Here is a 26,078-nt window from a genome sequence, read left to right on the forward strand (position 1 = left end):
ATTGTCACGCCGCTGCGTAACCTTACTGTTCGTCTCGCTGGTAGCGGATGCTGTTGACGTACCAGACTTTCGGCCCTTCCGGCGTGGTCACGATGGCTTCATCATCCACTTCTTTTTTGATCAATGCGCGAGCCATGGGGCTGTCGATAGAAATGTAGTCCTTGCGGCCGTAAATTTCGTCGGGACCGACTATACGGAAGGAGAGGGTGTCACCATTTTCGTTCTCTATATCGACCCAGGCACCAAAAAATACCTTGCCGTCCTGTTGGGGGCTATAATCGACCACACGCAGGATTTCGAGGCGTTTTCTGAGGTAACGGACACGACGGTCTATTTCTCGCAGCAAACGCTTGTTGTAGGTGTAGTCTGCATTCTCAGAGCGGTCGCCAAGGCTGGCGGCCCAAGAGACAATCTTGGTGATTTCCGGGCGGCGCTCTTTCCAGAGATAATCAAGCTCTTGCTTGAGTTTGTTGTAGCCTTCCCGAGTGACCAAATCGGTTTTTTTCATTCTGTTTTCCGAGCGATTGTTTCGTATCACGGCAAGAGTTATAACCGCTTTGGAGCCATGATTAAAGCGACGCAGTGCGGCAACGTTAAGCTGAGGCACGAATTTCGCGCTGAATTTTCTGGGACAGGGTTACAACTGGTAACAGTTTTTCTTCCCATTGCACCCTGCTCTGATGTTTTATAACAGTGTCAGACTTTATTATTGGTGGTATTTCCACCGTCTGGAGAGAAAGGTAAGTCATGCAAGATAATCATAAGATCCTGGTTGTTGACGATGATATGCGTCTACGCTCGTTGCTTGAGCGCTATTTGTCTGAGCAAGGTTTTCAGGTACGCAGCGTGGCGAATGCTGAGCAGATGGACCGTTTGCTTTCGCGTGAGAATTTCCACCTGATGGTGCTGGATTTGATGCTTCCAGGTGAAGATGGTCTGTCTATTTGTCGGCGCCTGCGCCAAGCAAATAATCAATTGCCAGTTCTGATGTTGACGGCAAAAGGCGATGAAATTGACCGCATCGTGGGTTTAGAGGTAGGAGCGGATGATTACTTGCCCAAGCCTTTTAACCCGCGTGAATTGCTGGCCCGTATTCGTGCTGTGCTTCGTCGTCAAACGGTTGAAGCACCAGGCGCGCCATCAAGTGAAGAGAAAGTGGTAGAGTTTGGCCAATTCCGCCTAAACCTCGGTACACGTGAAATGTTCCGTAATGATGAGCCATTAACACTCACATCAGGCGAATTTGCAGTGCTGAAGGCGCTGGTGACTAATGCTCGCGAACCGATGTCCCGTGACAAGCTGATGAACATGGCGCGAGGTCGAGAGTATTCTGCGATGGAGCGTTCTATTGATGTTCAAATCTCTCGACTTCGCCGCATGATTGAAGAAGATCCAAGCAAGCCACGTTATATCCAGACTGTTTGGGGTTTGGGATATGTGTTCGTACCGGACGGAGAAGCCTAATTAATGCGCTTCTCTCCACGCAGTAACTTTGCTCGTACGCTCGTGGTGCTGGCTGGCCTTCTTATTGCCAGCCAGATCTTCTCTTACCTCACTGTCTTCAATTACGCCCTGCTACCGAGCATCAAACAGTTCAACAAAATCCTCGCCCATGAGATTGAAGTCATGTTGGATGACGATTTGTTGTTGTCGAACGGTAAGGTTTATCACATGGATGAGCTGTTGCGCCGTCAGCTGCTTGAGAAGCTCGGTGTCACCATGCACGAAGCAGACGAGCAGACGATGATGGAGGAGTTCGACAATGCTGCTTCTGTGGATTACCTCAGTGTAGATATGTCGGAAAAGCTTGGCGCCCCAACAGAAGCGCGTATCAGCCTGGAGTCTAAGAACTATGTGCTCTGGCTGGAAAGCGAGGCTTTCCCTGGCTATGTGATGCGTATACCACTGTCAGAGCTGCATCAGGATGATTTCCAACCTCTATTCTTCTACTCCATGTTTATCGCTTTACTCGTAATTGGTGGAGGGTGGTTATTTATCAAAGTGCAAAACCGGCCACTGGCGACGTTAGAGAAAGCGGCTCTCGAAGTCGGGCATGGAAAATTTCCTGAGCCCTTGCCTGAGCGTGGTGCGTCTGATATCCGCGCTGTGACCAAAGCATTCAATCAGATGAGCGAAGGCATTCGTAAACTGGAAGAAGACAGGGCGTTGCTGATGGCGGGTGTCAGTCATGATCTCCGTACACCGCTGACCCGAATTCGTCTGGCCACTGAAATGATGTCGCCCAAAGACAGCTATCTCGCTGAGAGCATGATTAAGGACACAGAAGAGTGCAATGAAATCATCAATCAGTTTATGGACTATTTGCGCTCCTTGCAGTTGCAGGACATGACGGAGGTTGATCTCAATATTGTGGCGGAAGATGTGTCTGTAGCTGATGGCGCGACGGGGCATGAGCTTGAAGTGTCTAAAGGTGAACTGGTCGGTAAGCTTGATGCCAATGAAGTGGCTATTCGCAGAGCGGTGACCAATCTTGTGGTTAATGCGGTGCGCTACGGTGGTGGCTGGGTAAAAATCAGTACCGGTACTTCGGCAGACCGCCGTCATCAGTGGATTGCAGTGGAAGACAATGGTCCGGGCATAGCAGCAGATCAGATTGAAACTGTGATGCAGCCATTTACCCGCGGTGACACCGCACGTGGCAGTGAAGGCACCGGGCTTGGACTTGCCATCGTCAAACGTATCGTTGAGCAGCACGACGGTGCGCTGAAACTCAGTCAGCGCTCGCAAGGTGGACTGCAGGCTCAGATAGTGCTGCCGGTGATCAAGCGCCAGTCCAGAAAGCGTCGCCAATGCTAAAACGAAAAAACGTGAATACCTCATCCATGTTCTTTGTTGTTTTTATATGAAGTTAAACCCATAAAACTGTCTCATAATTGAATCATCTGCTAATACTGTAATAAAATGCCGATACAGCAGAGATGAAATATGAAGATAGTCATCGACCCTCAGGATCCGTCCCCTAAATTCAAACAATTGATGACGCAAATACAGCGTCAGATTGTTGCCGGGGCACTGATACCCGGCGAAAAGTTGACTTCGGTCAGAAAGTTAGCCGCAGAGCTGAATATCAACCCGATGACCATTTCCCGTTGCTACCAGAGCATGGAAGAAGATGGCTGGCTGGAGCGCAAACGGGGTGTAGGTATGATTGTCGCGCGGCAAGGACTGCAAGGCAGGATGGAAAACCGCTTTGGGTTTATCGAACCCAGACTGAAAGCCCTGATTGATGACGCCCGTGAAGTGGGTTACAGCAAGTCAGAAGTGATGGCGTTGGTGATGCAGTATTGGGAAGACTGACTAACAACATTGGTTGAATGGAGAAAGGGCGGATATCCGCCCTTTTTTATGCGTTGCTGTACTTGTCGTTGTTACCAAGCCAGCGGGTGATAATGGCCTTGGCGTTGTCCGGATAGTTCTGGTGCAGATACAACGCGAGCTTCTGCACTTCAGGGATGAGTTTTTGATCGCGGACCAAATCGGCAATCTTAAACTCTGCCATCCCAGTTTGTTTGGTGCCCAATAGCTCACCTGGGCCACGAATTTCCAAGTCGCGCTGAGCAATCACAAAACCATCACTGCTTTCACGCAATACACCTAAGCGCTGGGTTGCGGTCTTTGATAGCGGTGCGTGATACAAAAGTACACAGTGGCTGGCGACGGAACCACGCCCGACACGGCCACGAAGCTGGTGAAGTTGCGCCAGACCGAGACGCTCTGGGTTTTCAATAATCATCAGGCTGGCGTTTGGCACATCCACGCCGACTTCGATCACGGTAGTGGCAACCAAAAGATGAAGCTCACCGGACTTAAACGCCTGCATCACTTCCTGCTTTTCTGCCGCTTTCATCCTGCCATGTACCAGACCGATTTTTAGATCAGGCAGGGCACGTGCTAAATCATCTGCAGTTTCTGCGGCAGCTTGCGCTTCCAACACTTCAGACTCATCAATCAGGGTGCACACCCAGTAAGCCTGACGTCCTTCTTCCAAACAGGACGCATGGACGCGATTAATGATGTCGATACGTCGGGTATCCGGCACAGCAACGGTTTGAATTGGTGTACGTCCCGGTGGCAGTTCGTCGATGATGGAGGTATCGAGATCGGCATAGGCGGTCATCGCAAGTGTACGAGGGATAGGTGTAGCAGTCATGATGAGCTGGTGAGGATGAATGCCTTGCTTCATCCCTTTCTCGCGAAGTTTAAGGCGCTGGTGGACGCCAAAGCGATGCTGCTCATCGATGATGACGAGCGCAAGCTTGTCGAACTCGACATGCTTTTGGAAAAGGGCGTGGGTGCCCACCACCATTTTTGCTTCGCCGCTGGCGATTTTGGCAAGCTCCTCTTCTTTGGCTTTGCCATTCAGTTTGCCGGCGAGCCAACCAACGGAGATACCCAGAGGTTCCAGCCAATTGGCAAAGTTAATCGAATGCTGCTCAGCAAGGAGTTCTGTCGGTGCCATCAAAGCAACCTGATAACCTTGCTCTATAGCCTGTAATGCAGCGAGAGCAGCCACCAAGGTTTTGCCGGAGCCAACATCACCTTGTACCAGACGCATCATTGGCTTTTCCAATCCCATGTCGCATTCAATATCTGCCACCACGCGGGACTGCGCGCCCGTTGGTGTAAATGGCAAGGACTCCAATAGCTTTGGCTTTAGCACGGTAGAAGGTGGCAGAGAAAAGGTTGGATCTTGCTGCAATTTGCTGCGAACAGCGAGCATAGATAGGTTTTGTGCCAACAACTCTTCGAGTATCAGGCGCTTTTGGGCAGGATGTTCACCTTTCTCCAACTGAGTCACCGAAATATCCGGTGTCGGACGATGCAGGATTTTCAGGGCATCACGCAGGGTGATTTGCCTGTCGTATAAGCCTTCCGGCAACAGTTCCTGCACAGCAGCACCATCAAGTAGCTCAAGCGCTTGATCGGTCAGGTTTCTCAGCGTCAGCTGGCGAAGGCCTTCTGTCGTCGGGTAAACCGGGGTCAGGGTTTCTTCCAGCGAGGGTTCGGTGGGCTCAGAGAAGACTTTGTATTCAGGGTGTATGATCTCAAGGCCACCCTGACCACGTTTGATTTCACCATAGGCTTTCACACGCTTGCCCTGTTCAAGGCTGTTTTTCATTGCGGCGTTGAAATTGAAAAAACGCAGTGTGAGCGAGCCGTTACCGTCAGTAATTTTCACCGTCAGCATGCGGCGGCGGCCAAAGACAGTGTTGTTGTTGACGACTTCACCTTCAACGGTGGCATGCTGCCCCGGCATCAGGCTCATGATAGGCCAGATACGTGTGCGGTCTTCATAGCGGTAGGGAAGATGAAACAGCAAATCCTGCACCGTGAAAAGCCCCAGCTTTTCCAGCTTCTCTGCCATTTTGCCGCCGACTCCCGTCAGCGAGGTAACGGGAACGGCATCCAACATTGACGCGCGCATGGTGTGTCCATCTCTCCTAAATTAATACAATAGCAGGCTTATTTCGCTGCCTGCATCTTGGCCCACCAGGCTTCATCGGCAACGATTTGGCCTTCTTCATCCAAATCTGGGTAAGGCAGGCCTTTACGTTTTGCGACTTTTGCCAACACAGGATGACCACGTTCAAAGATGATGCGGTCAACTTCCGCTTGTGGGATCAAAGTGCGTGTATGCTGGTACATGCCTGCGTTTTGGCGTTGACGCTGTGCTTCATACAAAATCAGCGCGCTGGCGACCGAGACATTCAGTGACTGTACCATACCTATCATGGGAATAATGATGTCTTGATCAGCCAATTCAAGCGCTTGCTTGCTGATGCCTGTCTTTTCCTGACCCATTACGATGGCAGTCGGTTTGGTGTAATCAATATCACGAAAATCAACGGCGATATCAGACAGGTTGGTCACCAGTATCTGCATGCCTTTGGCTTTCAGGGTTTCAAATGCTTCTGGCGTATTGTCATGGGTGACAACGTCCACCCAGTTTCTTGCACCTGCAGAAGTGCCACCCAATGCGCGCATTTTGCTGTCTTTTGGCCAGACAGCATGAACCTGATGGACACCGACAGCGTCAGCAGTGCGGATAATGGCGGAGATGTTGTTGGGCTTATGGACTTCTTCCATGCACACAGTAAGGTCTGGCTGGCGGGTAGCCAACACTCCATGGATGCGTGCAAAACGTTCTGGTGTCATGGTTTTTTCTCGTTTATAAAAACGCCCGCAAAGGGCGGGCGTTTGTGTTTGGTGCCTGGGTTTTAAATCAGTTTTTCTGACGGCTGACTTTCACCACATTCGGCATGATACGGATGCGGCGCATAATGTTTGCCAGATGGACACGGTTTTGAGTCGTGAGCTTCACGTAAATCGTGTACAGGCGGCCATCACGCTCTTCCGTGGTCAAACCTTGAATGTTAGAGCCTGTTGCTGCAATCGTGTTGGTCAAATCGGCTAGTGCGCCTTGGTGATTAAGCATGTCAACGCGAAGTGCGGTGGCAAAATCCTGATCAATGTCATCACCCCATTCGACAGACATGTATTTGTCTGGTTCCTGGCTGTAACCACGGATGTTGGCACATTCTTCACGGTGGATGACCAGTCCTTTACCTGGGCTGACGTGACCTACGATATGATCGCCCGGAATAGGACGACAACAGTTCGCGTAAGTCAGCAAGATACCTTCAGCGCCACGGATTGGCAGGCATCCGCCTTGCTCTTCCAGGCTGTCGGCATCACCGAGCAGGCGTTTGGCTATCACCACACTCATCAACTCACCGGAACCGATATCGGCCAACAGATCTTCCTTGCTTTCAAGCTTGAGATCGAGCAAGACCTTGTAGATGTTTTCCTGCTCGATGTCCTGAACATTCTTCTCACCAAGGGCGTGGTTCAGAAGACGGCGACCCAGAATCACAGACTCTTCACGGCGCTTGGTTTTCAGTACCTGACGAATCTTGGTACGTGCGCGGGAAGTCACCACATAGTTGAGCCAAGCTGCGTTAGGACGCGCGCCAGGGGCAGTGATGATCTCAATGGTCTGGCCGTTTTTCAGCGGTTGGCTGAGCGGGTAAGACTGACGGTTCACCCTCGCGCCGACGCAAGAGTTACCGACGTCAGTATGTACAGCGTAAGCGAAGTCTACAGCGGTCGCGCCAACAGGCAGCTCAACGATGCGGCCTTTCGGTGTAAACACGAACAGTTCATCCGGAAACAAGTCTGATTTCACGCTCTCGATAAACTCAAACGAGCTACCGGCGCTTTGCTGAAGTTCCAACAGGCTTTGCATCCAACGCTGTGCGCGTACCTGCGCGGTCGTACCACCGCCGCCAGCACGGTCTGCACCGTCTTTGTATGCCCAGTGCGCTGCCACACCCTTATCCGCCATCTGATCCATGTCTTCGGTACGGATTTGTACTTCAACAGGGACACCGTGAGGGCCAATCATAGAGGTATGAAGCGACTGATAGCCGTTTGCTTTCGGTACCGCGATGTAGTCTTTCATGCGGCCTGGACGTGGCTTATACAGATTGTGCATTTGCCCGAGCACGCGATAACAGGTATCCACCGAATCGACGATCACGCGGAAGGCATAGAGATCCATGATGGTGTGGAAACGCTGCTCTTTGTTCTTCATCTTGTTATAGATGGAGTACAGGTTCTTCTCGCGACCTAGCACCTTAGCATTGACACCTGCATCTTGAAGGCGACCCTCAATTTCGGCGTGGATTTTCTGGATCATCTCTTTGCGGTTGCCACGCGCGTGAATCACCACCTCGCGCAATACGCGGTAGCGGGTTGGATAGAGGGCTTCAAAGCCAAGTTCTTCCAGTTCCACTTTGATGTTGTGGATACCCAGCCGGTGCGCCAGTGGAGAGAAAATCTCTAATGTTTCACGGGCAATGCGGCGGCGTTTGTCCGGACGCAATGCACCGAGCGTACGCATGTTGTGCGTACGGTCAGCGAGTTTGATGAGGATAACGCGGATGTCATGGGCCATGGCCATGATCATTTTACGGAAGTTCTCCGCCTGCGCTTCCTGACGGTCACGGAATTTGAGCTTATCGAGCTTGGAGACGCCATCAACCAGATCGGCGACGGTATCGCCAAAACGTTGCTGTAAATCTTCTTTGGTGACGTCGGTGTCTTCAATCACGTCATGCAGCAGGGCAGCCATCAAGGTTTCGTGATCGAGGCGCATCTCCGCAAGAATACGGGCAACAGCGATAGGGTGGATGATGTATGGTTCCCCGCTTGAGCGGGTTTGCCCTTCGTGGGCATCTCGCGCGACCAAATACGCTTGCCGGAGTGCCTCTAAGTGCGACTCCGGCAAGTATTGTGCTGCGACTTCTTTCAGGCTATCGAAGAGATACAATCTGCCTGTTTCCCTGAAGTTAGATTAGCGAAGAGTACCTGTGATGGTGCTTACAGCAGCCATTTCTGCAGCTTCTTGTTCTTGCTGCTCTTGGCGCTCGCGTGCATCCAGGATCTCTTTAGTGATCAGGCCTTCCTCAATTTCGCGCAGAGCGATAACAGTTTGCTTATCGTTCTCTTCCTGAACCAGTGCATCTTTAGCACCAGTTTGCATTTGGCGTGCGCGGCGGGCCGCTACCAATACTAGGTCGAAACGGTTGCCAATTTTTTCAACAGCGTCTTGAACGGTTACGCGTGCCATGAAGAACTCCAGTAAGTAATAAAATCAAAATGACCGAAAATTATACAAAAGCGGACTAGCCTAAACAACAAACATCTTTCAATAGAAGAAGTTTATTAGTCCAGCAGCCTATCAATCATGTCGTGGTGGCGACTGTATTGCTTGTCTTGCTTCATCCGCTCGGCGCGAAGGATGGCTTTGATGTCCATCAGGGCCACATCGAAATCATCGTTCACGATAACGTAATCATACTCGTTATAGTGGGAGATCTCAGAACGGGCTTCTTCCATGCGTTTAGCGATGACCTCATCAGAATCCTGACCGCGCGCATTCAGGCGTCGCTCAAGCTCTTCACGACTTGGCGGCAAAATGAAGATGCTTTTTGCGTTCGGCATTTTCTCGCGAATTTGCTGAGCACCTTGCCAGTCGATGTCGAGGAAAATATCGACGCCTTTTGACAGCATTTCTTCAATCCACAGGCGTGATGTGCCGTAGAAATTACCGAATACTTCGGCGTATTCTAGGAAGGCTTTTTGTTCGATCTGCGCTTTAAAGTCCTCAACTGACAAGAAATGATAGTGAACACCGTTCTCTTCGCCCGGACGAGATGCACGGGTGGTGTGAGAAACAGACACTTTCATGTCGTAACGAGGATTGTCTTTAAGTAACGCGGCAATCAGGCTTGATTTACCGGCACCACTCGGCGCTGAAACAATGTAAAGCGTACCTTGGCTCATGGTCTTTATCACTGTGAGGTTAAAGGTCGCGCAGGTTACCATGGCCCGCGCAAAATTTGAATTCCACTTTTAGGATAACCCATTAATGGCAGCAATCTAAAGCGGGAACAAAAAGCCCGGCACAAAGACCGGGCTCTTCAGCTTTTCGTATTGATTACTCAATGTTCTGGATCTGCTCGCGCATTTGCTCAATCAGCACTTTTAGCTCAACGCCAGAAGCGGTGATATCCGTACTGATGGATTTTGAAGCCAGCGTGTTCGACTCGCGGTTGAATTCCTGCATCATGAAGTCCAGACGACGACCACAAGCGCCACCTTTTTTCAGGATCTTCTTGGTTTCTGATACGTGGGAGTCAAGACGGTCAAGCTCTTCTGCGACATCAGATTTCTGAGCTAGCAAGATGATTTCCTGCTCCACGCGGTTGGCGTCAAGTTCAACTTTTGCTTCTTCCAGCTTGGTCAGCAGTCGCTCACGTTGCCACTGTAGGATTTCCGGCATTTTCACACGTACTTTCACCGCTTCAGCAGCAATGCCTTCTAGACGCTGTTCAATCAGCGCTTTCATGTTGTCGCCTTCGCTGGCGCGGGCAGCGATAAAGTCATCAATGGTTTTGTCGAAACCTTCCAGCAAGGCTTTGTTGATCACATCCATGTCCTGCTCTGGGGTTTCCATCACACCCGGCCACTGCAGTACCTGGAAAGGACCAATATTGCCCTCGCCGGACATTTCTTTGATCCACTTCGCCGCGTGAATCACCTGTTTTGCCAACTCTTCATTGATTTTAAGCTCAGTGTTAGCTGACTGATTGGCTTCAAAGCGCAGGTTACATTCCACTTTGCCGCGGGCAAGACGGGAGCGGAATCGCTCGCGAATGATAGGTTCAAGGCCACGGAACTGCTCTGGCATGCGGATATAGGTTTCGAGGTAACGTTGGTTAACCGAGCGGATTTCCCAAACGGCTGTGCCCCATGTGCCCTTGATTTCCCGGCGGGCGTAGGCAGTCATACTGTGGATCATTGAAGTTCACTCATCGATGAAAGTTGTGATGATTATACGCAGTCGCTTCCTTTTATGTCAGCAGCATGACGGGAAACAGAAGAAAAAAGCTGACAAGACCGCATTGTATTAGCGTGTAAAAGGTGAAGTCGTTATAATCGCCGGTTAACGAAATTCAGCATTTATAAACAGGTGAGTCCTATGCGTCCTAGCGGCAGAGAAGTTGGTCAAATTCGTCCAGTCACAATTACCCGTCATTTTACCGCCCATGCGGAAGGTTCTGTGCTGGTAGCGTTTGGTGATACCAAAGTTATCTGTACCGCAAGTGTTGAAGAAGGCGTGCCGCGTTTTCTGAAAGGGAAAGGACAAGGTTGGGTCACCGCTGAGTACGGCATGCTACCACGTGCGACCCACACCCGTAACCGTCGTGAAGCGGCAAATGGTAAGCAAGGTGGCCGCACCATGGAAATCCAGCGCCTGATCGCCCGAAGCCTACGTGCTGCCGTGAACCTTGAGAAGCTGGGCGATTTCACCATCACGGTTGACTGTGATGTGATTCAGGCTGACGGTGGTACCCGCACAGCATCGATTACCGGCGCGAGTGTAGCGATGGCCGATGCATTGAACAAGCTGGTGAGCGAAGGCAAACTGGCGGGGAACCCAATGAAGGGTCATGTTGCTGCAGTCTCTGTGGGTATCTTTGAAGGGACGCCAATCTGCGATCTGGAATATGTGGAAGATTCAGCAGCAGACACGGATATGAATGTCGTGATGCTGGAAGATGGCCGCATGATTGAAGTGCAAGGCACTGCAGAAGCAGAACCGTTTACTGCCGATGAGCTTAATGCCATGTTGTCTTTGGCAACCCAAGGCATTCAGGACATCGTAGCGATTCAGAAAGCATCGTTAATTGATTGATGAGAAGGCGGCTTCTATTGGAGCCGCTTTTTTTTACCTAATTTTGAGTGAGGCGGATGCGCCTCAGGTAAAACCGGCAAGCTAGCCGACTTTTGTTCGACAGGAGAGAAAATGAAAGCCTATCAGCGTCAGTTCATCGAATTTGCACTGGAAAAAGAAGTCTTGAAGTTCGGTGAATTCACTTTGAAGTCAGGTCGTAAGAGCCCTTACTTCTTTAATGCCGGTCTGTTCAACACAGGCAGGGATTTGGCGCGTCTGGGCCGTTTCTATGCCGAAGCGCTGGTTGACGCAGGTATTGAATACGATCTGCTGTTTGGTCCCGCGTACAAAGGTATTCCCATTGCGACCACTACAGCGGTTGCGCTGGCTGAACACCACGATGTGGATACGCCTTACTGCTTTAACCGTAAAGAAGCCAAAGATCACGGTGAAGGTGGCAACCTTGTCGGCAGTGCGCTGGAAGGCCGTGTGATGCTGGTAGATGATGTGATCACTGCAGGTACGGCAATTCGCGAGTCGATGGAAATCATTCAGGCGAATGGTGCTGATTTGGCAGGTGTGTTGGTGGCGATTGACCGTCAAGAGCGCGGTAAAGGCGAGCTTTCAGCGATTCAGGAAGTCGAGCGAGACTTTGGTTGTCAGGTGGTTTCTATTATCAGCCTTGGCGATTTGGTGACGTATCTGGAAGAGCAGGGCGGTAACCCAGAACAATTGGATGCAGTAAAAGCATATCGCGCGGAATACGGTATCTAACCTGTTCCACAAAAACTTAAAGGCTGCATAATGCAGCCTTTAGGTTTTTAGCGGCTCAATCAGTTCAGTTGAGCACTCAACAGTTGCCAGTATTGGTCAAATTCTTCTGTTGGTGCGTATTTGAAGTTTGAACGCACGAATCGGTTCAGACTACCCTCCACTTGTCCAAGGAGTTGCGCAGCCAACACGGTCTCATCAACCGTGAAGCCTTTACCTTCACGTAGACGGCGTTCACGAAGTACCTGACGCAGTTGGCTCTCGATTTTTTCGAACAGTTGGTTGATGCGACCTTGCAGTCTGTCCTGCTCAAACATCAAGGCATGTCCAGTCATGATCCGTGTCAGTCCTGGGTTGCGCTCACCGAAAACTAACAGTAATTGAAGGATCAAGCGTAGACGTGTCATCGTATCTTTTTCATCGCTTTGGATACGGTTGATGCGGGTGATCAGTGACTCTTCGATAAACTCAATCAAACCTTCAAACATACGCGCTTTGCTTGGGAAGTGGCGGTATAACGCGGCTTCAGAAACGCCTACCTGCGCAGCAAGTTTAGCGGTGGTAATGCGTTGACTGCCCTGAGTGGACTCCAGCATTTGAGCCAGGGCCTGGAGGATTTCCTCTCTGCGATTCTGCTTTTTTTGGCCAGCCATGAATAGATGGTTCCTTTATTGTTCTTGGGGTCACTGACCCGAAATCTAGGCTGAAGAGGCGCTATATTAACGATGGCCTCTCTGTATTAAAAGAATAATGCACCTTGATTGCAGGTGAAGCCTACAGTAATTCCCGAAACCGTGAATACGGCATAAAAAACGCCACACTCATGTGGCTTTTTTCTGACTTTTTACCGCGTTATCGCTGTTATTTTGTACCTGAGTGTCCAAATCCTCCGGCACCACGTTCGGTCGCGTCGAAGTCTTCAACGATATTGAATTCAGCCTGTACAACTGGCACAAAAACCAGTTGCGCAATACGCTCACCTGATTCAATGGTAAAGGTTGTATTGCCTCTGTTCCAGCATGAAACCATGAGTTGGCCTTGATAATCTGAATCGATTAGGCCAACCAAGTTACCCAGCACGATGCCGTGTTTATGGCCTAGACCTGAGCGAGGGAGGATAGTGGCTGCGAGAGAAGGATCGGCAATGTGGATTGCGAGACCGGTTGGCAGAAGCGCAGTTTGGCCTGGCTCCAGTGTCAGCGGAGCATCCAGTGCGGCGCGAAGATCCAAACCTGCGGAGCCTTCTGTGGCGTAAGCTGGCAGTGGAAATTCGTTGCCGACGCGTGGGTCGAGGATTTTCAAATCGATTTTTTTCATAACCTAGTTCCGCTGTGTACTTATTTGATGGTGTAGAGTGCTGTAATTTCGCTGACAAGCTGGTTGCCAATGTCTGATTTGCTTGCCAGTGGCAGTGCTTTGTCGCCTTTTGGCCAATAAAGGTGAAGTGCGTTCTGGTCGCTGTTAAAACCTTGTCCTTCCCGGGAGACATCGTTGGCGCAAATCAAATCCAGATTTTTCTTCTGAAGTTTACCGCGTGCGTACTGCTCCACATCCTGGGTTTCAGCAGCAAAGCCGACGGTAAAAGGACGATTCTCTTTCATGGATGCAACGGAAGCGACGATATCGGGGTTTTTGACCAGCGAGATTGTCATATCATCTTCGCCATCTTTCTTCTTCATTTTTTGGTTGGCCACATTGGCCGGTTTGAAGTCGGCAACGGCGGCGCAAGCAATGAAAATTTTATGCGTAGAAGCGTGAGCATGGACAGCGTCGTACATTTCTTGGGCACTTTCTACGTTTACACGGCGAACGCCATCCGGAGTAGGAAGATTCACGGGACCACTGATTAGGGTGACGTTGGCGCCTCGCTTTGCAGCAGCAGCAGCAATCGCATAACCCATTTTGCCTGAGCTGTGGTTAGTGAGGTAGCGAACCGGGTCGATAGCTTCACGCGTTGGTCCTGCAGTAATAAGAAACGAAGTGCCTGTGAGTTCGTCCTCAGTGAAGTACTCTTCAATAAGAGCGACCAATTGCATAGGTTCCAGCATACGGCCAGGACCAATATCGCCACAGGCTTGTTCGCCGCTGGCTGGCCCCCAGATTGGGTAGCCGCGTCGTTTCAGGGTCGCCATGTTTTCCTGCGTGGCAACAGCATGATACATTTGCTGGTTCATGGCTGGCGCAATCGCAACTGGCGCATCAGTTGCTAAACAAACTGTGGTGAGAAGGTCGTTGCCCATTCCTGCAGAAACACGTGCAATTAAGTCTGCTGTGGCTGGTGCCAACAACACCAAGTCTGCCCATTTCGCAATTTCGATATGACCCATTGAAGCTTCAGCGGCAGGATCGAGAAGACTGTCAGACACTGGGTGGCCCGAAACCGCCTGCATAGTTAGCGGCGTGATAAACTCTTTTGCCGCGTGGGTCATTACGATACGAATTTCTGCGCCACGTTCAATCAGGCGGCGTGTCAGATCCGCACATTTATAAGCCGCAATACCGCCGCCAATACCTATAACAATCCGTTTGCCCGAAAGGGTCTGAGTAGTTTTCTGAACCATAACTAAACTAGCCAATGCTTAATTAGTGGAAAGATAACACAAAAGACCAGCCTAGCGCCTATTCCGCTCCTCTGAATGTGAAAGTGGATGTATCACAAGTCGAAATGTAATTGTGCGTCTAGATACTGAAGGCGTAGAGATGCTTTGGTCGCATGTTGATATTCCTTAAGTTGACGATTTTTCAAAGGCAACTGAGGCTCTTATCTTTTCGTGGAATAGTGAACGTCATGTCTTTAAAAAATATGCCTGAAGAATGTCGACCTCGGGAGAAGTTGCTGGCGAGGGGTTCCGAATCTTTGACCAATGCTGAACTTCTGGCTATTTTCCTGCGCACTGGCGTGAAGGGCATGAATGCGATTGAACTGGCCAGCTACCTTTTGGAGGACTTTGGGTCACTGCGGGGATTGATGCAGGCTGAACTGAAACAGTTTAGCGAACGCAAAGGGTTAGGATCTGCAAAATATGCACAGTTACAGGCAGTTCTTGAACTCAGCAAGCGTCATCTTGGTGAGATACTGGCAAGAGAAGATGCACTTTCTAGCCCGGCGCACACAGCAAGGTATCTCTCTGTTAAATTACGCGATCGCCCGCGTGAAGCCTTTTTGGTGTTGTACCTTGATAATCAAAACCGTCCGATAAAGGACGAAATTTTATTTGAAGGCACGATCAATGCGGCGGGTGTTTACCCAAGAGAAGTGGTAAGGCGGTGCCTGGATTTAGGCGCCAATGCAGTGATTCTGGCCCATAACCACCCGTCAGGGGTTGCTGAACCCAGTGCTGCGGACCGTCACATTACGAACAGAATCGGCGATGCATTAGCTTTAATGGACATTCGATTGCTCGACCATATGGTGATTGGGGACGGGGATGTGGTATCTTTCGCCGAGCGTGGTTGGATTTAAGAGTATTCACTTACTCTGGTCGTCTTTAACACCTTCTCTCTAAATCGGTAGAAAGCTGCTTACATGGCGTTTTTTCTGGGGACGAGTGAGGTTTACCTCAGGTCAACGCCACCTAGGTTGCTAAAAAACGATCAAAAACTGTCAAAAGGATCTGCTCGGGACTTGAGCAATGGAAAGACAGTTAGTATAATGCGCCACCTTTGATAGCCTTGACGTAGAGCCTGACCTTGTTTGCAGGACTGGCGGACAAGGTTGATATCGAGCTGAAACGATTTGGAGAGACATTCATGTCACGAGTATGCCAAGTAACTGGCAAGCGTCCTGTAGTTGGTAACAACCGCTCTCACGCTAATAACGCCACCAAGCGTCGTTTTCTGCCGAACCTGCAAACTCATCGTTTCTGGGTAGAAAGCGAAAACCGCTTCGTTAAACTGCGTCTTACCCCTAAAGGTATGCGCATCATCGACAAGAAAGGTATTGATTCTGTTCTGGCAGATATCCGTGCCCGTGGTGAGAACGTTTAAGAGGACTTAAAGAATGGCTAAAGGCATTCGTGAGAAGATCCGCCTGGTATCATCTGCTGGTACTGGTCACTTCTACACTACTGATAAAAACAAACGTAACATGCCGGGCAAGTTCGAGATCAAGAAATTTGATCCAGTTGTTCGTCAACACGTTATGTACAAAGAAGCAAAAATCAAGTAATTGGTTTTCGCCTCTGATAAAGAACCCGGCTTTGGCTGGGTTTTTTTATATCTGTAAATCAGTGGCTTCGACAGACATCCAAACAGCTTGATGACTTTTGAATGCGAGTATTTTTAGTCTGTTTAGGTGTACACTGAGAATGACGATTGAAGATACTGAGAGTGAGTGATGGCTACACCGTCCCGCAGAACATTCAACAACTTCCTTATCTTGGGGATTTTGGCGTTTATTACACTGATAAACCTGCCAACCTATCTCAGAAGCCAACTGGCAGAAAGTGAGGCCGAACAACCGGTTGAACAAGTCCTTCCTGATGGGATTATTGCTTTGATGCCATCCGATGTGGAAGTCAAAGCGCTGCGCTTTCCAAAATTTACCCTCACCAATGCCATGCCATGGCAAACCGATACAAAGCTCTCTATCTCAGCCACTGAGTTAGCAAACCGATGGATTAACCTGTCTGGCACAGAAATCGACACGGACACCTACAACAAGTTAAAACCAGGTCTTCGTGATCCGGCGACTTTGGTGGTGGATAGAGGTGAAGCTGTTGAGCCTTTGCGTCTGACCTATTATCAATTGCCTCAATTCTGGCTCATTCAAAACTGGGAAAACCGTTGGCTTGCGGTCTCAGTTGATCCAAACTACCTGTTCCCATTCGCCAACCAGAATTAGAAGGATGCCAGAATTACCGGAAGTTGAAGTGAGCCGTATGGGTATTCAGCCCCATGCGACAGATCAGGTCGTCACCAAACTGGAAGTCAGACAGCCCAAACTACGTTGGCCTGTCCCGGACACCTTATTTGATATCGAAGGCCAGACAATTCGTGCAGTGAAACGCCGCGCAAAGTACTTGATACTGGAAACGGATATTGGCTATGCGCTGGTGCATTTAGGAATGTCAGGCAGTTTACGTGTACTGTCGCAGGCGACAGCGCCTGATAAGCACGATCATGTTGATTTACACCTCTCCAATGGAAAAGTGATTCGCTACAACGATCCACGCCGATTTGGCGCCTGGCTTTGGCAGGAAAAGGGCGGTGATCACCCTGCTTTGGAAAAACTCGGTCCCGAGCCACTCACTGACGCGTTTACCGGTGAGTATCTGTTTGAAAAGGCGCAGGGGAAACGTACGGCGATTAAGCAATTTATTATGGATAACGCCGTCGTTGTCGGGGTGGGGAACATCTACGCCAATGAATCCCTGTTCACCTCTAGAATCCACCCACAGCGTCCAGCGGGACAGCTTAATCTTGATGAAGCTAATACACTGGTGGCTGATATCAAAGATGTTCTGGCAACCGCCATCAAACAAGGTGGCACGACGCTGAAAGATTTCACTCAAGCTGATGGCAAGCCTGGCTACTTTGCGCAAGAGTTGTTGGTGTATGGCAGGCAAGGTAAGCCGTGCCCAGAGTGTGGCACTGAGCTTGAGAGCGTGAAGATTGGGCAGCGAAATACGGTGTTTTGTCCCGAGTGCCAAAAATAACTAAGCCCGCTTGAGCGGGCTTTGTCGTTGTTATTTCTTCAGTTGAGATTTCAATGCTTCGAGCACTTTGGGATGAACAAAACCACTGGTGTCGCCGCCATGAAGGGCCACTTCTTTCACTAGTGTGGAAGAGATAAACGAGTTTTCTTCAGAAGGCGTGAGAAACACGCTTTCCAGCTCCGGCATCAGACGGCGGTTCATGTTCGCCAGCTGAAACTCATATTCGAAATCGGACACTGCACGCAATCCGCGTACCAGAATGTTAGCGTTGTATTGCTTGGCAAAGTCCACCAATAGGCCGGAGAAACCCACCACACTGACATTGTCGAGATGCTCGGTTACCGCTTTTGCCAATTGGACACGCTCTTCAAGATCAAACAGGGGCTTTTTGCTTGGGCTAGCAGCGATACCCACGACGACTTCATCAAACATCGAAGCCGCACGCTCAACCAAATCAACGTGGCCATTGGTAATCGGATCAAAAGTACCCGGATAGATCACGCGGGTAATGGCTTTCTTGCTCACAGTCGTATCCTGCAATTTTCTAAACTGGCGACATGCTATCAAAAACTCGTGGAATTTGATTCCCTACTACAACCCAAGATGATGAAAATACCAACAGATCCGACACTTTTTCTTTCCATCCAACGCTTAGCGACAAGCCGTTCATCAGGTATGATCGAGGGATTCTTGGCGTTAGGTAGCGATAATGAAAAAAATCCTTGTCATCAGAAACGATAAAATTGGCGACTTTATGCTGGCATGGCCGGCATTTGCCATGTTGAAGCAATCTATGCCAGACGCAGAAATTACCGCTTTGGTGCCGTCCTACACCAAAGCGTTAGCTGAGCTTTGTCCTTCGATTGACAAGGTAGTGGTAGATTGTGGCAAGAAAGCGGGTAAGCTGAATAAGAAAGAGCTTTTCAGCCAAATTAAAGCCGAGCAGTTTGATGCTTCAATTTGCCTGTTTTCAGACAGCTACAACGCAACGCTGGTTTGGAAAGCGGGAATACCTTTCCGATTGGCACCAGCGACAAAAATATCGCAGTTTCTTTACAATCACCGCGTGACGCAGCGTCGTTCACAATCGGCTAAGCCTGAGTTTGAATACAACCTCGATCTCGTGCGTGCTTTCCTCGCGAAGCTGGGCGTGGAGGCGAAAGAAGTTAGTGCGCCTTACCTGTCTTTTTCGCACGAAACACTGTTAACGCAAAAGCAAAAACTTTCAGCGATATTAGGACTCAGCGCCGATAAACCTTGGCTTTATGTACATGCGGGAAGTGGTGGTTCAGCGAATAACCTGTCATTGAAACAGTACACAGATTTAGTCGTTGGTGTTGCCTCAGATAAAGAAGTTGAAGTGGTGCTTACCGCAGGGCCAGGGGAAGAAGAGAAAGCTGCGGAATTGCAATCACTGCTAGCGGAAAAGTCGGTTCACGCTGGTGTTTATGACAAGAACGACGGCTTACAGGATTTCACCCAATCCATCGCATGCGCAAATGCATTTATTGCAGGTTCCACAGGGCCTTTGCACATAGCAGCCACGGTTGATGTGCCAACCATCGGCTTTTTCCCTGCTAAACGCAGCGCCACACCACTTCGCTGGAAGCCAATTAACAGTGAAGGGCGCCATATTGCGTTTGCTCCGCCAGCAGCGAAAGACAAGGAAGAGGCGGCAGACATGTCTAAGATTGCAATCGAAGCCATTCTGCCAGAAGTGAAGAATTTCTTGGGACGCGTTATTTAGCGGCGCGACTGTCGTTAGCCCGAATCCATAAATCAGCGTATTTCACAAAAGTGGAGTGCGCTGAAAGCACAGCAATTAAAAAACCCTGCTTGCCATCCAAGAAACCACGTTTCAGCACATACATCTTAAGAAAACACCCCAATGCATGAAGAATTCCTTGGCTGATACTGCTTTTCTTTCCCCGAGCCTGGCGTCCGTCTGCCCATGACTTGGCATAGAATGCAGACTTCACCAGATACTGGTGCAGATCCCGATAAGAGTAATGCAGCATATCGCCATTAAGTGTTTGCTTGGTGGAGCCTTCCGGCTCAATGATTTTCTCGTGCACCAGTGCGTCGTTGTAGCCAGTTAGCTCGCGAGGATACAGGCGCACAATTTTGTCGTACCAACCCGAGTGTTTGAGGAACCGACCAAAGACCCACGTCGTACGGCGAAGAATAAATAGCGTGTTTTGCGGTGGGTCGGCAAGTACGTCAAGAATACTGTTTTTAAGCTCTTCAGTGATCACTTCGTCAGCATCAATCGCCAGTAACCAATCTTTGGTGGCATGGCTCTGTGCGAGCTGCTTTTGCTTACCAAATCCAGGCCACTCAGCGTTCACGAACACCTTAGCGCCCACGGCTTCTGCAATAGCTACGGTGTTATCTGTGCTGCCAGAATCGACAACAATGATTTCGTCCACCCAATCAAGAGAAGCGAGGCATTCAGGCAATATCTGCTCTTCGTTTTTGGTGATGATAATCGCGCTGATGGTGGCGCGCTGAGCCTGGCTCATAGCAGTTCCTCTTTCTCGGTGACTTCATCGAATCGAGCTATCACCGACTCAATCGTAATGCGTTGCATGGCGTCCTCGTCTTTCACTCTGGTGCGCCAGGAAACTTCGTCGACAGTTTTACCCGCCTCCGCTTCAATAGCTTCGGCATAAGCACTGACCACATAGTGTCGCCAGTTATAGGGGCCGGTTCGGGCTGGATTGTGATGGGCATAGAGCCCAATCACGGGTGTACCGACGGCATTGGAAAGGTGAGCCGGGCCACTGTCGGGTGCCAGTACCAAAGAAGCATGTTTTTCCAGTGCCAGTAGTTGGAGCAGGGTAGTTTTGCCAATGAGGTTTTTCACGGGCTGCGATAGTTGGCGCTCAATTGCCTTACCCAACTCAACTTCAACTTTTCCAGGGCCACCTACGAGGATAACGTCAAAACCCTTGCGTAATGCGTGCTCGATGACACCCGCATAGCCTTCTGCGGTCCAGTTTTTGAACGCCTTACTGGCCGCAGGTGCCACTACCAGAGTGGGTTTACCGCTCAATTGATCTTTCGCCCAAGTGAGCTCCTCATCAGCAATGGGTAATGACCATGTTGGCGTTTGGGGCTGGATCCCCAGCGCCTCAGTGAACGCCATAAAACCATCTAGTACATGCAGTGATTGGGGTGATGGCACTTTGGTATTGGTAAAGAGGGATTGAAGGTCGCTAGCCCTTACTTTATCGAAACCTAGTCGGTATTTAGCTTTGATACCGATGGAAATTAAGCTGGCACGAATGGCGCTTTGCATGTGCAGAAGTGCATCAAACCTTTGCCCTTTCAGGGATTGCCAAACCGCTTTCATACCCTTGAATCCCTGCTTCTTATCAAAGGCAATAACAGTGACATCTGGCAAAAGAGGCGTTAGCAAAGCGGCCTCTGCTTTACCCGCTATCCAGGTGATTTTGGTATCGGGCCATTGAGATTGAATGGCCTGAACGGCAGCCATTGCGTTGCATACATCACCAATCGCTGAAAGACGAAGGACACAAAGGGACTGAGGTGCGGTGGAAAAAAGGGCCATGATGCTGCTTATGTGGTTATCTTGCCTGAAATTATGCAGTTGCCGATCTGCAATGTAAAATGCCTTCGATGAGAATAGGCTGATTAATGGGAGCGCCTGTGGAATTGCTGGCTGATAACAATATCCGTGTTTGGTTCGACGAGGCTTTGCTGCAAGAAGATGCATTGAAAAGTTTCGACATTGCTTTTTGGCAAGATAAAGGCGCGGTGATCGGTTCAGCCACAGGCCGCGGTACCACTTGGTTTGTGAAAACGAAAACCGTTCCGGCTGCGCTGCGTCACTATCGCCGCGGTGGGCTATTTGGCAAGCTAGTCAACGACAGTTATTTCTTTACTGGATGGGAAAGTACCCGCTCTGCTGCAGAGTTTAACTTGCTCCATTACTTGCGCGAACGGGGCATTCCCGTGCCACGTCCTTTGGCGGCAAGAGCGATAAAAGACGGGCTTACCTACCAAGCCGATATTCTGGTTGAAAAGATTGAGGGTGCGAAAGACTTGGTTGATGTGCTGAGTGCCTCTCCGCTCACTGAAGATAAGTATCGCGACATAGGAAAGCTAGTTCGAAAGCTCCATGATGCAGACGTTTGCCACACTGATCTGAACATTCACAATATCCTGCGCGACGACAAAGGCGCTTTTTGGTTGATTGACTTTGATAAATGCGGTCGTCGCTCAGGAGAGGGCTGGAAAGCCGCAAACTTAAGCCGTTTGCAGCGATCGTTTCGTAAAGAGGTGGGTAAACGCCAAATCCAATGGCAGGAGTCAGACTGGCAGTTTTTGCTTCAAGGCTACGGCCATTAACTTTCAATCCACTGGCTAACAGTGTCGAGCGTTTTCGAGACAGCGCCTTTGTTCTTCTCCATCACTGATAATGCAGCTTTGCCGGCTTTTTCACGCTGTTCATTGTTATTTAGCAGCGAGACAATCTGAGCTGCTATCTCTACTGGGCTTTCTTTGACCGTGCATGCACCGACATCGATAAGTTGCTCAGCAATCACTCGAAAGTTGAAGTAGCTGGGGCCAGTTACCAGCGGCTTGGATAGCGAAGCCGGTTCCAAAAGGTTATGCCCGCCAACTTTATCGCCAATAAGGCTCCCCGCCATAAAGGTCACATCGCTTGCCGCAAAGAGGTTCATCATTTCGCCCATCGTATCGCCAAGGTAAACCTGAATATCTGGGCTGACTACCTGTCCGAAGCTACGTCTTGCCAGTGAAAACCCATGAAATTCGATGAGGGTTGCGACATCACTAAAACGCTCAGGATGCCTTGGAACCAATATCATCAGAGTATCAGGCTGGCTCTCAAGCACTAACTTGTGCGCGTGTAGCAATATTTCATCCTCGCCGGGATGTGTACTCGCGGCAATCCAAACGGGTCTTTGGGCAAGCTGTGATTTCAGCTCAGTGACCGCGGGTGAGTTGATGTCAAAGTCTGGCAAATCGAATTTGACCGAACCGGAAACAGAAACGTTATCTTTGCTAGCACCAAGCTCGACAAAACGTCGGGCATCATCGTCGAATTGGCAGAGAATATGATTAATACTGTCAGAAAGTATTCTAAATAGCGCTTTGATTCGTTGGTAACCGCGTTTTGATTTTTCAGAAAGGCGCGCGTTCATCACAACAACGGGAATACCCGCTTTTTTCACTATGGTCAGAGTGTTAGGCCACAGCTCGGTTTCCATGATCAGCATGATTTTTGGGTCAACACACTTGATAAAGCCCTTAACCGCAATGCTAAAATCGATGGGCATGTACCTATGCTCTATACCTTCAATCTTCGAGGCAATTTCTGCACCTGTCGCAGTGGTAGTAGTCACCAGAATGGCTTCATTGGGATAGCGTTTTTGTAGTGCTTGAATGACGGGTTTAGCGGCAATCACTTCACCGACAGAGACAGCATGGATCCAAATGGGCTTCTCCCCGTTTAAAGGGGGCGTGCGTCCAAAATGCTCAACCCAACGTTTGCCAACTTTGGGTTTTCCATCTTTGGCGCGGTATAGGCCAAAGAGCAGAAACGGAGCGGCGATAAGCAATAAAAAAGTATAGAGAAAGCGCACGGCTGAGCCTTTTTTGAAAATTGAAAGGCTAGTGTACAAAGGGCTCTCTTAAGAGAGAACCCCTTCTCGAAAACTATCGTTGTCTTGTTAAACCTTCCTGGGTGAGAAGCACTTCGACCTGTTCGGCATAATCGACTTTGTGGGTGTACTTTTCGCTGTCGCATGCGGCAACAAGATTCACAACAATGAAAATAGCAGCCAGCCCAATTAAACCTCTGGAAAAGCGATCAGGCATGTCGACACACCACTTTTCAGCGGCGACTAGAATCGGAATTAACGCTATAGGGAAGGTGAGTATCAGGTGCCAATACGAGAAAGTGATCGGTGATAGCATCGCATTGATGATGATAGCCAGCACAGTGGCTGCAGCATAAAGCAATAACCATTGCTGTAGCCCATCAATTTGGACGTTTCTTTTCAGGTAGGGTTTGATGGACTTCCATGCCCGCCAGTTGGCTTTAGCTGCGATCAAGACAGTCATTGCGCCAACGGCATACAAAATAATCTGCCAAAGATACTGAAAAACTAATTGAAGCCAGCTGACCGTTGTTAGCCAGTCAAACGAGGTATCGGTAATGATGCGGTTTGAAAATAGGGTGGAAGCATATCGAAGCCAATAAAGCACCGCTTTGAGAACAGGATAGACATGCACCAATCCTTAGCCAATGTAACGATCACTTTCACGGCTGAGTTCATCACTGGCAGTATATGCCTGAAAGTAGGGGATAAGGGAGGCCAGAATGACTAAGCCCGCTGTAATAACGCCCCACCAATTCGGGTGTGACATCCTCCGATAAAGTAAACAGCAGGATATAACAGCAAGAACAGGCCAAGAGTAGTGGAGCTGCATTGCTCCGCCAATTGCCAGTACATGCAGGAAGCTGAAGGTAAAACTGGGTTTATCGCGAAGCTTGAACGCGGACCAAAAATGCAGCGCTGTAAAAAAACAAAGGTATGCCGGATTATAAAGCTGACTGTCGTACAAGAGCCAGGGGTTTAGCCAATAGGCCACCATAAAGAGAAGGCGTACCTGTTGACTGAAAACGGCTTTGATCACTGCGTCAAACATCAGGTAGGACAATATCCTGAGACCAATAAGCACAAGCATTGGAGACCAGGGGCTATCCCAGAACAGAAGTGGGCCGCCAACTATCCATGCAGACAGTGAACCAGGGACATTACCAACAGCGCTAGCGGCATTGCCAAAGGCTAGCCATGTGTCCTGATAAGCCCCCAGATAGCCTTTGTGTAGCATTTGCCACTGATCACCTGTCATGATTTGGTGTTGGGCGTAGAGCAACGCGAATGCAAAACCAATAGCAAGACCAGCGAGCCTGGCAGCAATATTGTATTTAATGAGATATGAGCTATTCATTGTTTTTGTTCTTCAATGCTGTTTTCGCGGTACGTCCACGCACGGTGGATTGCATAAGTAATGAGCGGGATCAGAAACACAACAATCAGGACGTTAAGATAGTTATTCGTGCCAGAAAATAATTCACTGATGAGTTGTGAGATTAAGAGCGCAGAAAACTGAACAATGAAAAAACGCGTTATATTTTGAAATGATAAGTTTTTTTTGAAGACATACAGGGATTGCATCACATACGACAAACTAAAAGCACAGGCAAACCCAAAGAAGTTGGCCACAAAAACTCCAGAAGAGGAAAAGTGGATCAGGGCAAATGCGACACAAATGTGTGTCAGTGTCGCAATCCCACCTGTTAGCGCAAAACGTACGATATGGTAAGACAATAGTTTTTCAATCATCTGATTTCATTGTCTTTTTGAGAGTCTTCATCGATGATGTAGATAGGGCGGCGTTTAGATTCCATATATAGGCGCCCGATGTATTCTCCCATCACGCCTAAACCAATCAATTGTATCCCTCCCAGGAACAGCACCGCAGTTAACAGAGAGGCATAACCTGGTAAATCAACACCAAACATCATAGTTTTGAACACAATGATGCAACCGTAGGTGAAAGCTATTGAAGAAAAAAGCACCCCAAGATACAGCCAAACTCTGAGTGGTGCAGTACTAAAACTGGTTATCCCCTCGAGAGCAAAATTCCATAGGCGCCAGCCGTTAAAGCTACTTTCTCCTGCTGCTCTAGGCTGACGGATATATTCGATAACAGAAGTGCGGAAGCCTACCCAAGAGAATATCCCTTTCATAAATCTTTGGTTTTCTGGGAGTTGCTGAATGGCATTAACAACTTTTCGGGATATGAGGCGGAAATCTCCCACATTGTCGGGTATTTCGACATCCGCAATTTTGCTGTGAAACTTATAGAACAAGTTTGCCGTTATTTTTTTGCCCAGGAATCGCTATTCCTATCTATTCTTTTGGCAACAACCACATCAAAGCCTTTCTCCCACTCACAGATAAAGTCGAGAATAAGCTCAGGTGGGTCTTGTAAGTCAGCATCTATAGGAATAACGGCGTCGCCTTTAGCGAATTCTAGCCCCGCGGTGAGTGCTGCTTCCTTTCCGAAGTTTCGGGATAGGTTTATGACTCTGATTGATGGGTGTTCATGGGCGAGTTCATGTAAGACATTGAGTGTATTATCTGTACTTCCATCGTTAACAAACAAAAGCTCAAAGTCATATGAAGTTTCACTGATGATAGAGAAAATCTGGTCAGTAAAGGCTTGCAAAACTTCTTGCTCATTGTGGCATGGGCAAATGATGGAGACTAAGGGATGGTTATGCGTGTCTGGCTTATTAGTATTTTCACTAACCATATTGGCAC

29 protein-coding genes and 1 pseudogene are annotated in these 26,078 nt (G+C 49.3%); 12 read left to right on the forward strand and 18 right to left on the reverse strand.

Annotated elements, in window-relative coordinates:
- Positions 1 to 22 precede the first annotated feature (22 nt).
- Positions 23 to 508, reverse strand: coding sequence for a transcription elongation factor GreB (gene greB, locus VP504_RS12040; protein WP_325891375.1), 486 nt, complete (start codon positions 506 to 508; stop codon positions 23 to 25).
- 239 nt (positions 509 to 747) lie between these two features.
- On the opposite strand from greB, the gene ompR reads away from it, so the two are divergent.
- From ompR to VP504_RS12055, 3 genes are all read left to right on the forward strand, one after another.
- Positions 748 to 1,464 carry an osmolarity response regulator transcription factor OmpR gene (gene ompR / locus VP504_RS12045; protein ID WP_325891376.1) on the forward strand — a complete coding sequence of 239 codons (717 nt, stop codon included), beginning with the start codon at positions 748 to 750 and terminating at the stop codon, positions 1,462 to 1,464.
- 3 nt (positions 1,465 to 1,467) lie between these two features.
- The gene (gene envZ / locus VP504_RS12050) at positions 1,468 to 2,817 is read left to right on the forward strand and encodes a two-component system sensor histidine kinase EnvZ (RefSeq protein ID WP_325891378.1); all 1,350 of its coding nucleotides are present in this window, start codon (positions 1,468 to 1,470) and stop codon (positions 2,815 to 2,817) included.
- 129 nt (positions 2,818 to 2,946) lie between these two features.
- Complete coding sequence (locus VP504_RS12055) at positions 2,947 to 3,318, forward strand: GntR family transcriptional regulator (RefSeq protein ID WP_325891379.1); 372 nt, start codon at positions 2,947 to 2,949, stop codon at positions 3,316 to 3,318.
- 46 nt (positions 3,319 to 3,364) lie between these two features.
- Here VP504_RS12055 and recG read toward each other — a convergent pair whose 3' ends face one another.
- The 6 genes from recG to VP504_RS12085 all read right to left on the reverse strand — a co-directional run bounded on the left by recG (position 3,365) and on the right by VP504_RS12085 (position 10,387).
- Positions 3,365 to 5,446: an ATP-dependent DNA helicase RecG gene (recG, locus tag VP504_RS12060; RefSeq protein ID WP_325891380.1), complete on the reverse strand. Its 2,082-nt coding sequence runs from the start codon at positions 5,444 to 5,446 to the stop codon at positions 3,365 to 3,367.
- Positions 5,447 to 5,484: 38 nt separating this feature from the next.
- Positions 5,485 to 6,177 carry a tRNA (guanosine(18)-2'-O)-methyltransferase TrmH gene (gene trmH / locus VP504_RS12065; RefSeq protein WP_325891381.1) on the reverse strand — a complete coding sequence of 231 codons (693 nt, stop codon included), beginning with the start codon at positions 6,175 to 6,177 and terminating at the stop codon, positions 5,485 to 5,487.
- Positions 6,178 to 6,244: 67 nt separating this feature from the next.
- A complete protein-coding gene (gene spoT, locus VP504_RS12070; protein WP_325891382.1) occupies positions 6,245 to 8,353 on the reverse strand; it encodes a bifunctional GTP diphosphokinase/guanosine-3',5'-bis pyrophosphate 3'-pyrophosphohydrolase in 2,109 nt (702 codons plus the stop codon).
- Positions 8,354 to 8,377: 24 nt separating this feature from the next.
- Positions 8,378 to 8,653 carry a DNA-directed RNA polymerase subunit omega gene (gene rpoZ / locus VP504_RS12075; protein WP_325891384.1) on the reverse strand — a complete coding sequence of 92 codons (276 nt, stop codon included), beginning with the start codon at positions 8,651 to 8,653 and terminating at the stop codon, positions 8,378 to 8,380.
- A gap of 95 nt (positions 8,654 to 8,748) precedes the next feature.
- The gene (gene gmk / locus VP504_RS12080; RefSeq protein WP_325891386.1) at positions 8,749 to 9,369 is read right to left on the reverse strand and encodes a guanylate kinase; all 621 of its coding nucleotides are present in this window, start codon (positions 9,367 to 9,369) and stop codon (positions 8,749 to 8,751) included.
- A gap of 154 nt (positions 9,370 to 9,523) precedes the next feature.
- Positions 9,524 to 10,387, reverse strand: a complete 864-nt coding sequence (locus VP504_RS12085) for a YicC/YloC family endoribonuclease (RefSeq protein WP_325891388.1) — start codon at positions 10,385 to 10,387, stop codon at positions 9,524 to 9,526.
- Positions 10,388 to 10,567: 180 nt separating this feature from the next.
- Here VP504_RS12085 and rph point away from each other — a divergent pair, with 180 nt between their 5' ends.
- Both rph and pyrE read left to right on the forward strand, forming a co-directional pair.
- A complete protein-coding gene (gene rph / locus VP504_RS12090; RefSeq protein ID WP_325891390.1) occupies positions 10,568 to 11,284 on the forward strand; it encodes a ribonuclease PH in 717 nt (238 codons plus the stop codon).
- A gap of 111 nt (positions 11,285 to 11,395) precedes the next feature.
- On the forward strand, positions 11,396 to 12,037 hold the full coding sequence (pyrE, locus tag VP504_RS12095) for an orotate phosphoribosyltransferase (RefSeq protein WP_002535351.1): 642 nt from the start codon (positions 11,396 to 11,398) through the stop codon (positions 12,035 to 12,037).
- 59 nt (positions 12,038 to 12,096) lie between these two features.
- Here pyrE and slmA read toward each other — a convergent pair whose 3' ends face one another.
- From slmA to coaBC, 3 genes are all read right to left on the reverse strand, one after another.
- Positions 12,097 to 12,687: a nucleoid occlusion factor SlmA gene (slmA, locus tag VP504_RS12100; RefSeq protein WP_325891392.1), complete on the reverse strand. Its 591-nt coding sequence runs from the start codon at positions 12,685 to 12,687 to the stop codon at positions 12,097 to 12,099.
- A gap of 208 nt (positions 12,688 to 12,895) precedes the next feature.
- Positions 12,896 to 13,351, reverse strand: coding sequence for a dUTP diphosphatase (dut, locus tag VP504_RS12105; RefSeq protein WP_325891394.1), 456 nt, complete (start codon positions 13,349 to 13,351; stop codon positions 12,896 to 12,898).
- A gap of 20 nt (positions 13,352 to 13,371) precedes the next feature.
- Entirely contained in the window at positions 13,372 to 14,595 is a 1,224-nt protein-coding gene (gene coaBC, locus VP504_RS12110) for a bifunctional phosphopantothenoylcysteine decarboxylase/phosphopantothenate--cysteine ligase CoaBC (RefSeq protein WP_325891395.1), read from the reverse strand.
- A gap of 227 nt (positions 14,596 to 14,822) precedes the next feature.
- Between coaBC and radC the strand changes: the two genes are divergently transcribed.
- The 5 genes from radC to mutM all read left to right on the forward strand — a co-directional run bounded on the left by radC (position 14,823) and on the right by mutM (position 17,691).
- Positions 14,823 to 15,497, forward strand: a complete 675-nt coding sequence (gene radC, locus VP504_RS12115; protein WP_325891397.1) for a RadC family protein — start codon at positions 14,823 to 14,825, stop codon at positions 15,495 to 15,497.
- A 287-nt stretch (positions 15,498 to 15,784) separates the two neighbouring features.
- Positions 15,785 to 16,021, forward strand: a complete 237-nt coding sequence (gene rpmB, locus VP504_RS12120; protein WP_046307935.1) for a 50S ribosomal protein L28 — start codon at positions 15,785 to 15,787, stop codon at positions 16,019 to 16,021.
- Positions 16,022 to 16,034: 13 nt separating this feature from the next.
- On the forward strand, positions 16,035 to 16,202 hold the full coding sequence (gene rpmG, locus VP504_RS12125) for a 50S ribosomal protein L33 (protein ID WP_002535344.1): 168 nt from the start codon (positions 16,035 to 16,037) through the stop codon (positions 16,200 to 16,202).
- Between the two features lie 168 nt (positions 16,203 to 16,370).
- Complete coding sequence (locus VP504_RS12130) at positions 16,371 to 16,877, forward strand: hypothetical protein (protein WP_325891398.1); 507 nt, start codon at positions 16,371 to 16,373, stop codon at positions 16,875 to 16,877.
- 4 nt (positions 16,878 to 16,881) lie between these two features.
- Positions 16,882 to 17,691 carry a bifunctional DNA-formamidopyrimidine glycosylase/DNA-(apurinic or apyrimidinic site) lyase gene (gene mutM / locus VP504_RS12135; RefSeq protein WP_325891399.1) on the forward strand — a complete coding sequence of 270 codons (810 nt, stop codon included), beginning with the start codon at positions 16,882 to 16,884 and terminating at the stop codon, positions 17,689 to 17,691.
- A gap of 30 nt (positions 17,692 to 17,721) precedes the next feature.
- Here mutM and coaD read toward each other — a convergent pair whose 3' ends face one another.
- Complete coding sequence (coaD, locus tag VP504_RS12140; RefSeq protein ID WP_281545099.1) at positions 17,722 to 18,216, reverse strand: pantetheine-phosphate adenylyltransferase; 495 nt, start codon at positions 18,214 to 18,216, stop codon at positions 17,722 to 17,724.
- A gap of 184 nt (positions 18,217 to 18,400) precedes the next feature.
- Here coaD and VP504_RS12145 point away from each other — a divergent pair, with 184 nt between their 5' ends.
- Positions 18,401 to 19,438 carry a glycosyltransferase family 9 protein gene (locus tag VP504_RS12145; RefSeq protein ID WP_325891401.1) on the forward strand — a complete coding sequence of 346 codons (1,038 nt, stop codon included), beginning with the start codon at positions 18,401 to 18,403 and terminating at the stop codon, positions 19,436 to 19,438.
- Here the strand turns inward: VP504_RS12145 and VP504_RS12150 are convergent.
- Both VP504_RS12150 and VP504_RS12155 read right to left on the reverse strand, forming a co-directional pair.
- Positions 19,431 to 20,213, reverse strand: a complete 783-nt coding sequence (locus VP504_RS12150; RefSeq protein WP_325891403.1) for a glycosyltransferase family 2 protein — start codon at positions 20,211 to 20,213, stop codon at positions 19,431 to 19,433. The genes VP504_RS12145 and VP504_RS12150 overlap by 8 nt on opposite strands.
- A complete protein-coding gene (locus VP504_RS12155) occupies positions 20,210 to 21,265 on the reverse strand; it encodes a glycosyltransferase family 9 protein (RefSeq protein WP_325891405.1) in 1,056 nt (351 codons plus the stop codon). Before VP504_RS12155 ends, VP504_RS12150 begins: the two co-directional genes overlap by 4 nt.
- Before the next feature lie 98 nt (positions 21,266 to 21,363).
- Here VP504_RS12155 and VP504_RS12160 point away from each other — a divergent pair, with 98 nt between their 5' ends.
- Complete coding sequence (locus VP504_RS12160; protein ID WP_325891407.1) at positions 21,364 to 22,065, forward strand: 3-deoxy-D-manno-octulosonic acid kinase; 702 nt, start codon at positions 21,364 to 21,366, stop codon at positions 22,063 to 22,065.
- On the opposite strand, the gene waaA is transcribed toward VP504_RS12160, so the two are convergent.
- The 5 genes and pseudogenes from waaA to VP504_RS12185 all read right to left on the reverse strand — a co-directional run bounded on the left by waaA (position 22,062) and on the right by VP504_RS12185 (position 26,070).
- Positions 22,062 to 23,324 carry a lipid IV(A) 3-deoxy-D-manno-octulosonic acid transferase gene (gene waaA / locus VP504_RS12165; protein ID WP_325891409.1) on the reverse strand — a complete coding sequence of 421 codons (1,263 nt, stop codon included), beginning with the start codon at positions 23,322 to 23,324 and terminating at the stop codon, positions 22,062 to 22,064. The two genes, VP504_RS12160 and waaA, sit on opposite strands and share 4 nt — an antisense overlap.
- A gap of 73 nt (positions 23,325 to 23,397) precedes the next feature.
- Entirely contained in the window at positions 23,398 to 23,976 is a 579-nt protein-coding gene (locus VP504_RS12170) for a hypothetical protein (RefSeq protein ID WP_325891410.1), read from the reverse strand.
- Between the two features lie 6 nt (positions 23,977 to 23,982).
- Positions 23,983 to 24,699 (reverse strand): hypothetical protein, encoded by a 717-nt coding sequence (locus VP504_RS12175; protein WP_325891411.1) that lies wholly within the window; start codon positions 24,697 to 24,699, stop codon positions 23,983 to 23,985.
- A complete protein-coding gene (locus VP504_RS12180; protein ID WP_325891412.1) occupies positions 24,696 to 25,094 on the reverse strand; it encodes a GtrA family protein in 399 nt (132 codons plus the stop codon). Before VP504_RS12180 ends, VP504_RS12175 begins: the two co-directional genes overlap by 4 nt.
- Positions 25,091 to 26,070 (reverse strand): annotated as a pseudogene (locus VP504_RS12185) (glycosyltransferase family 2 protein). The gene VP504_RS12180 and the pseudogene VP504_RS12185 overlap by 4 nt, the downstream one beginning before the upstream one ends.
- Positions 26,071 to 26,078: the final 8 nt, after the last annotated feature.

This window comes from Grimontia sp. NTOU-MAR1 (genome assembly GCF_035758505.1).
Classification (GTDB): Bacteria; Pseudomonadota; Gammaproteobacteria; order Enterobacterales; family Vibrionaceae; genus Enterovibrio; species Enterovibrio marinus.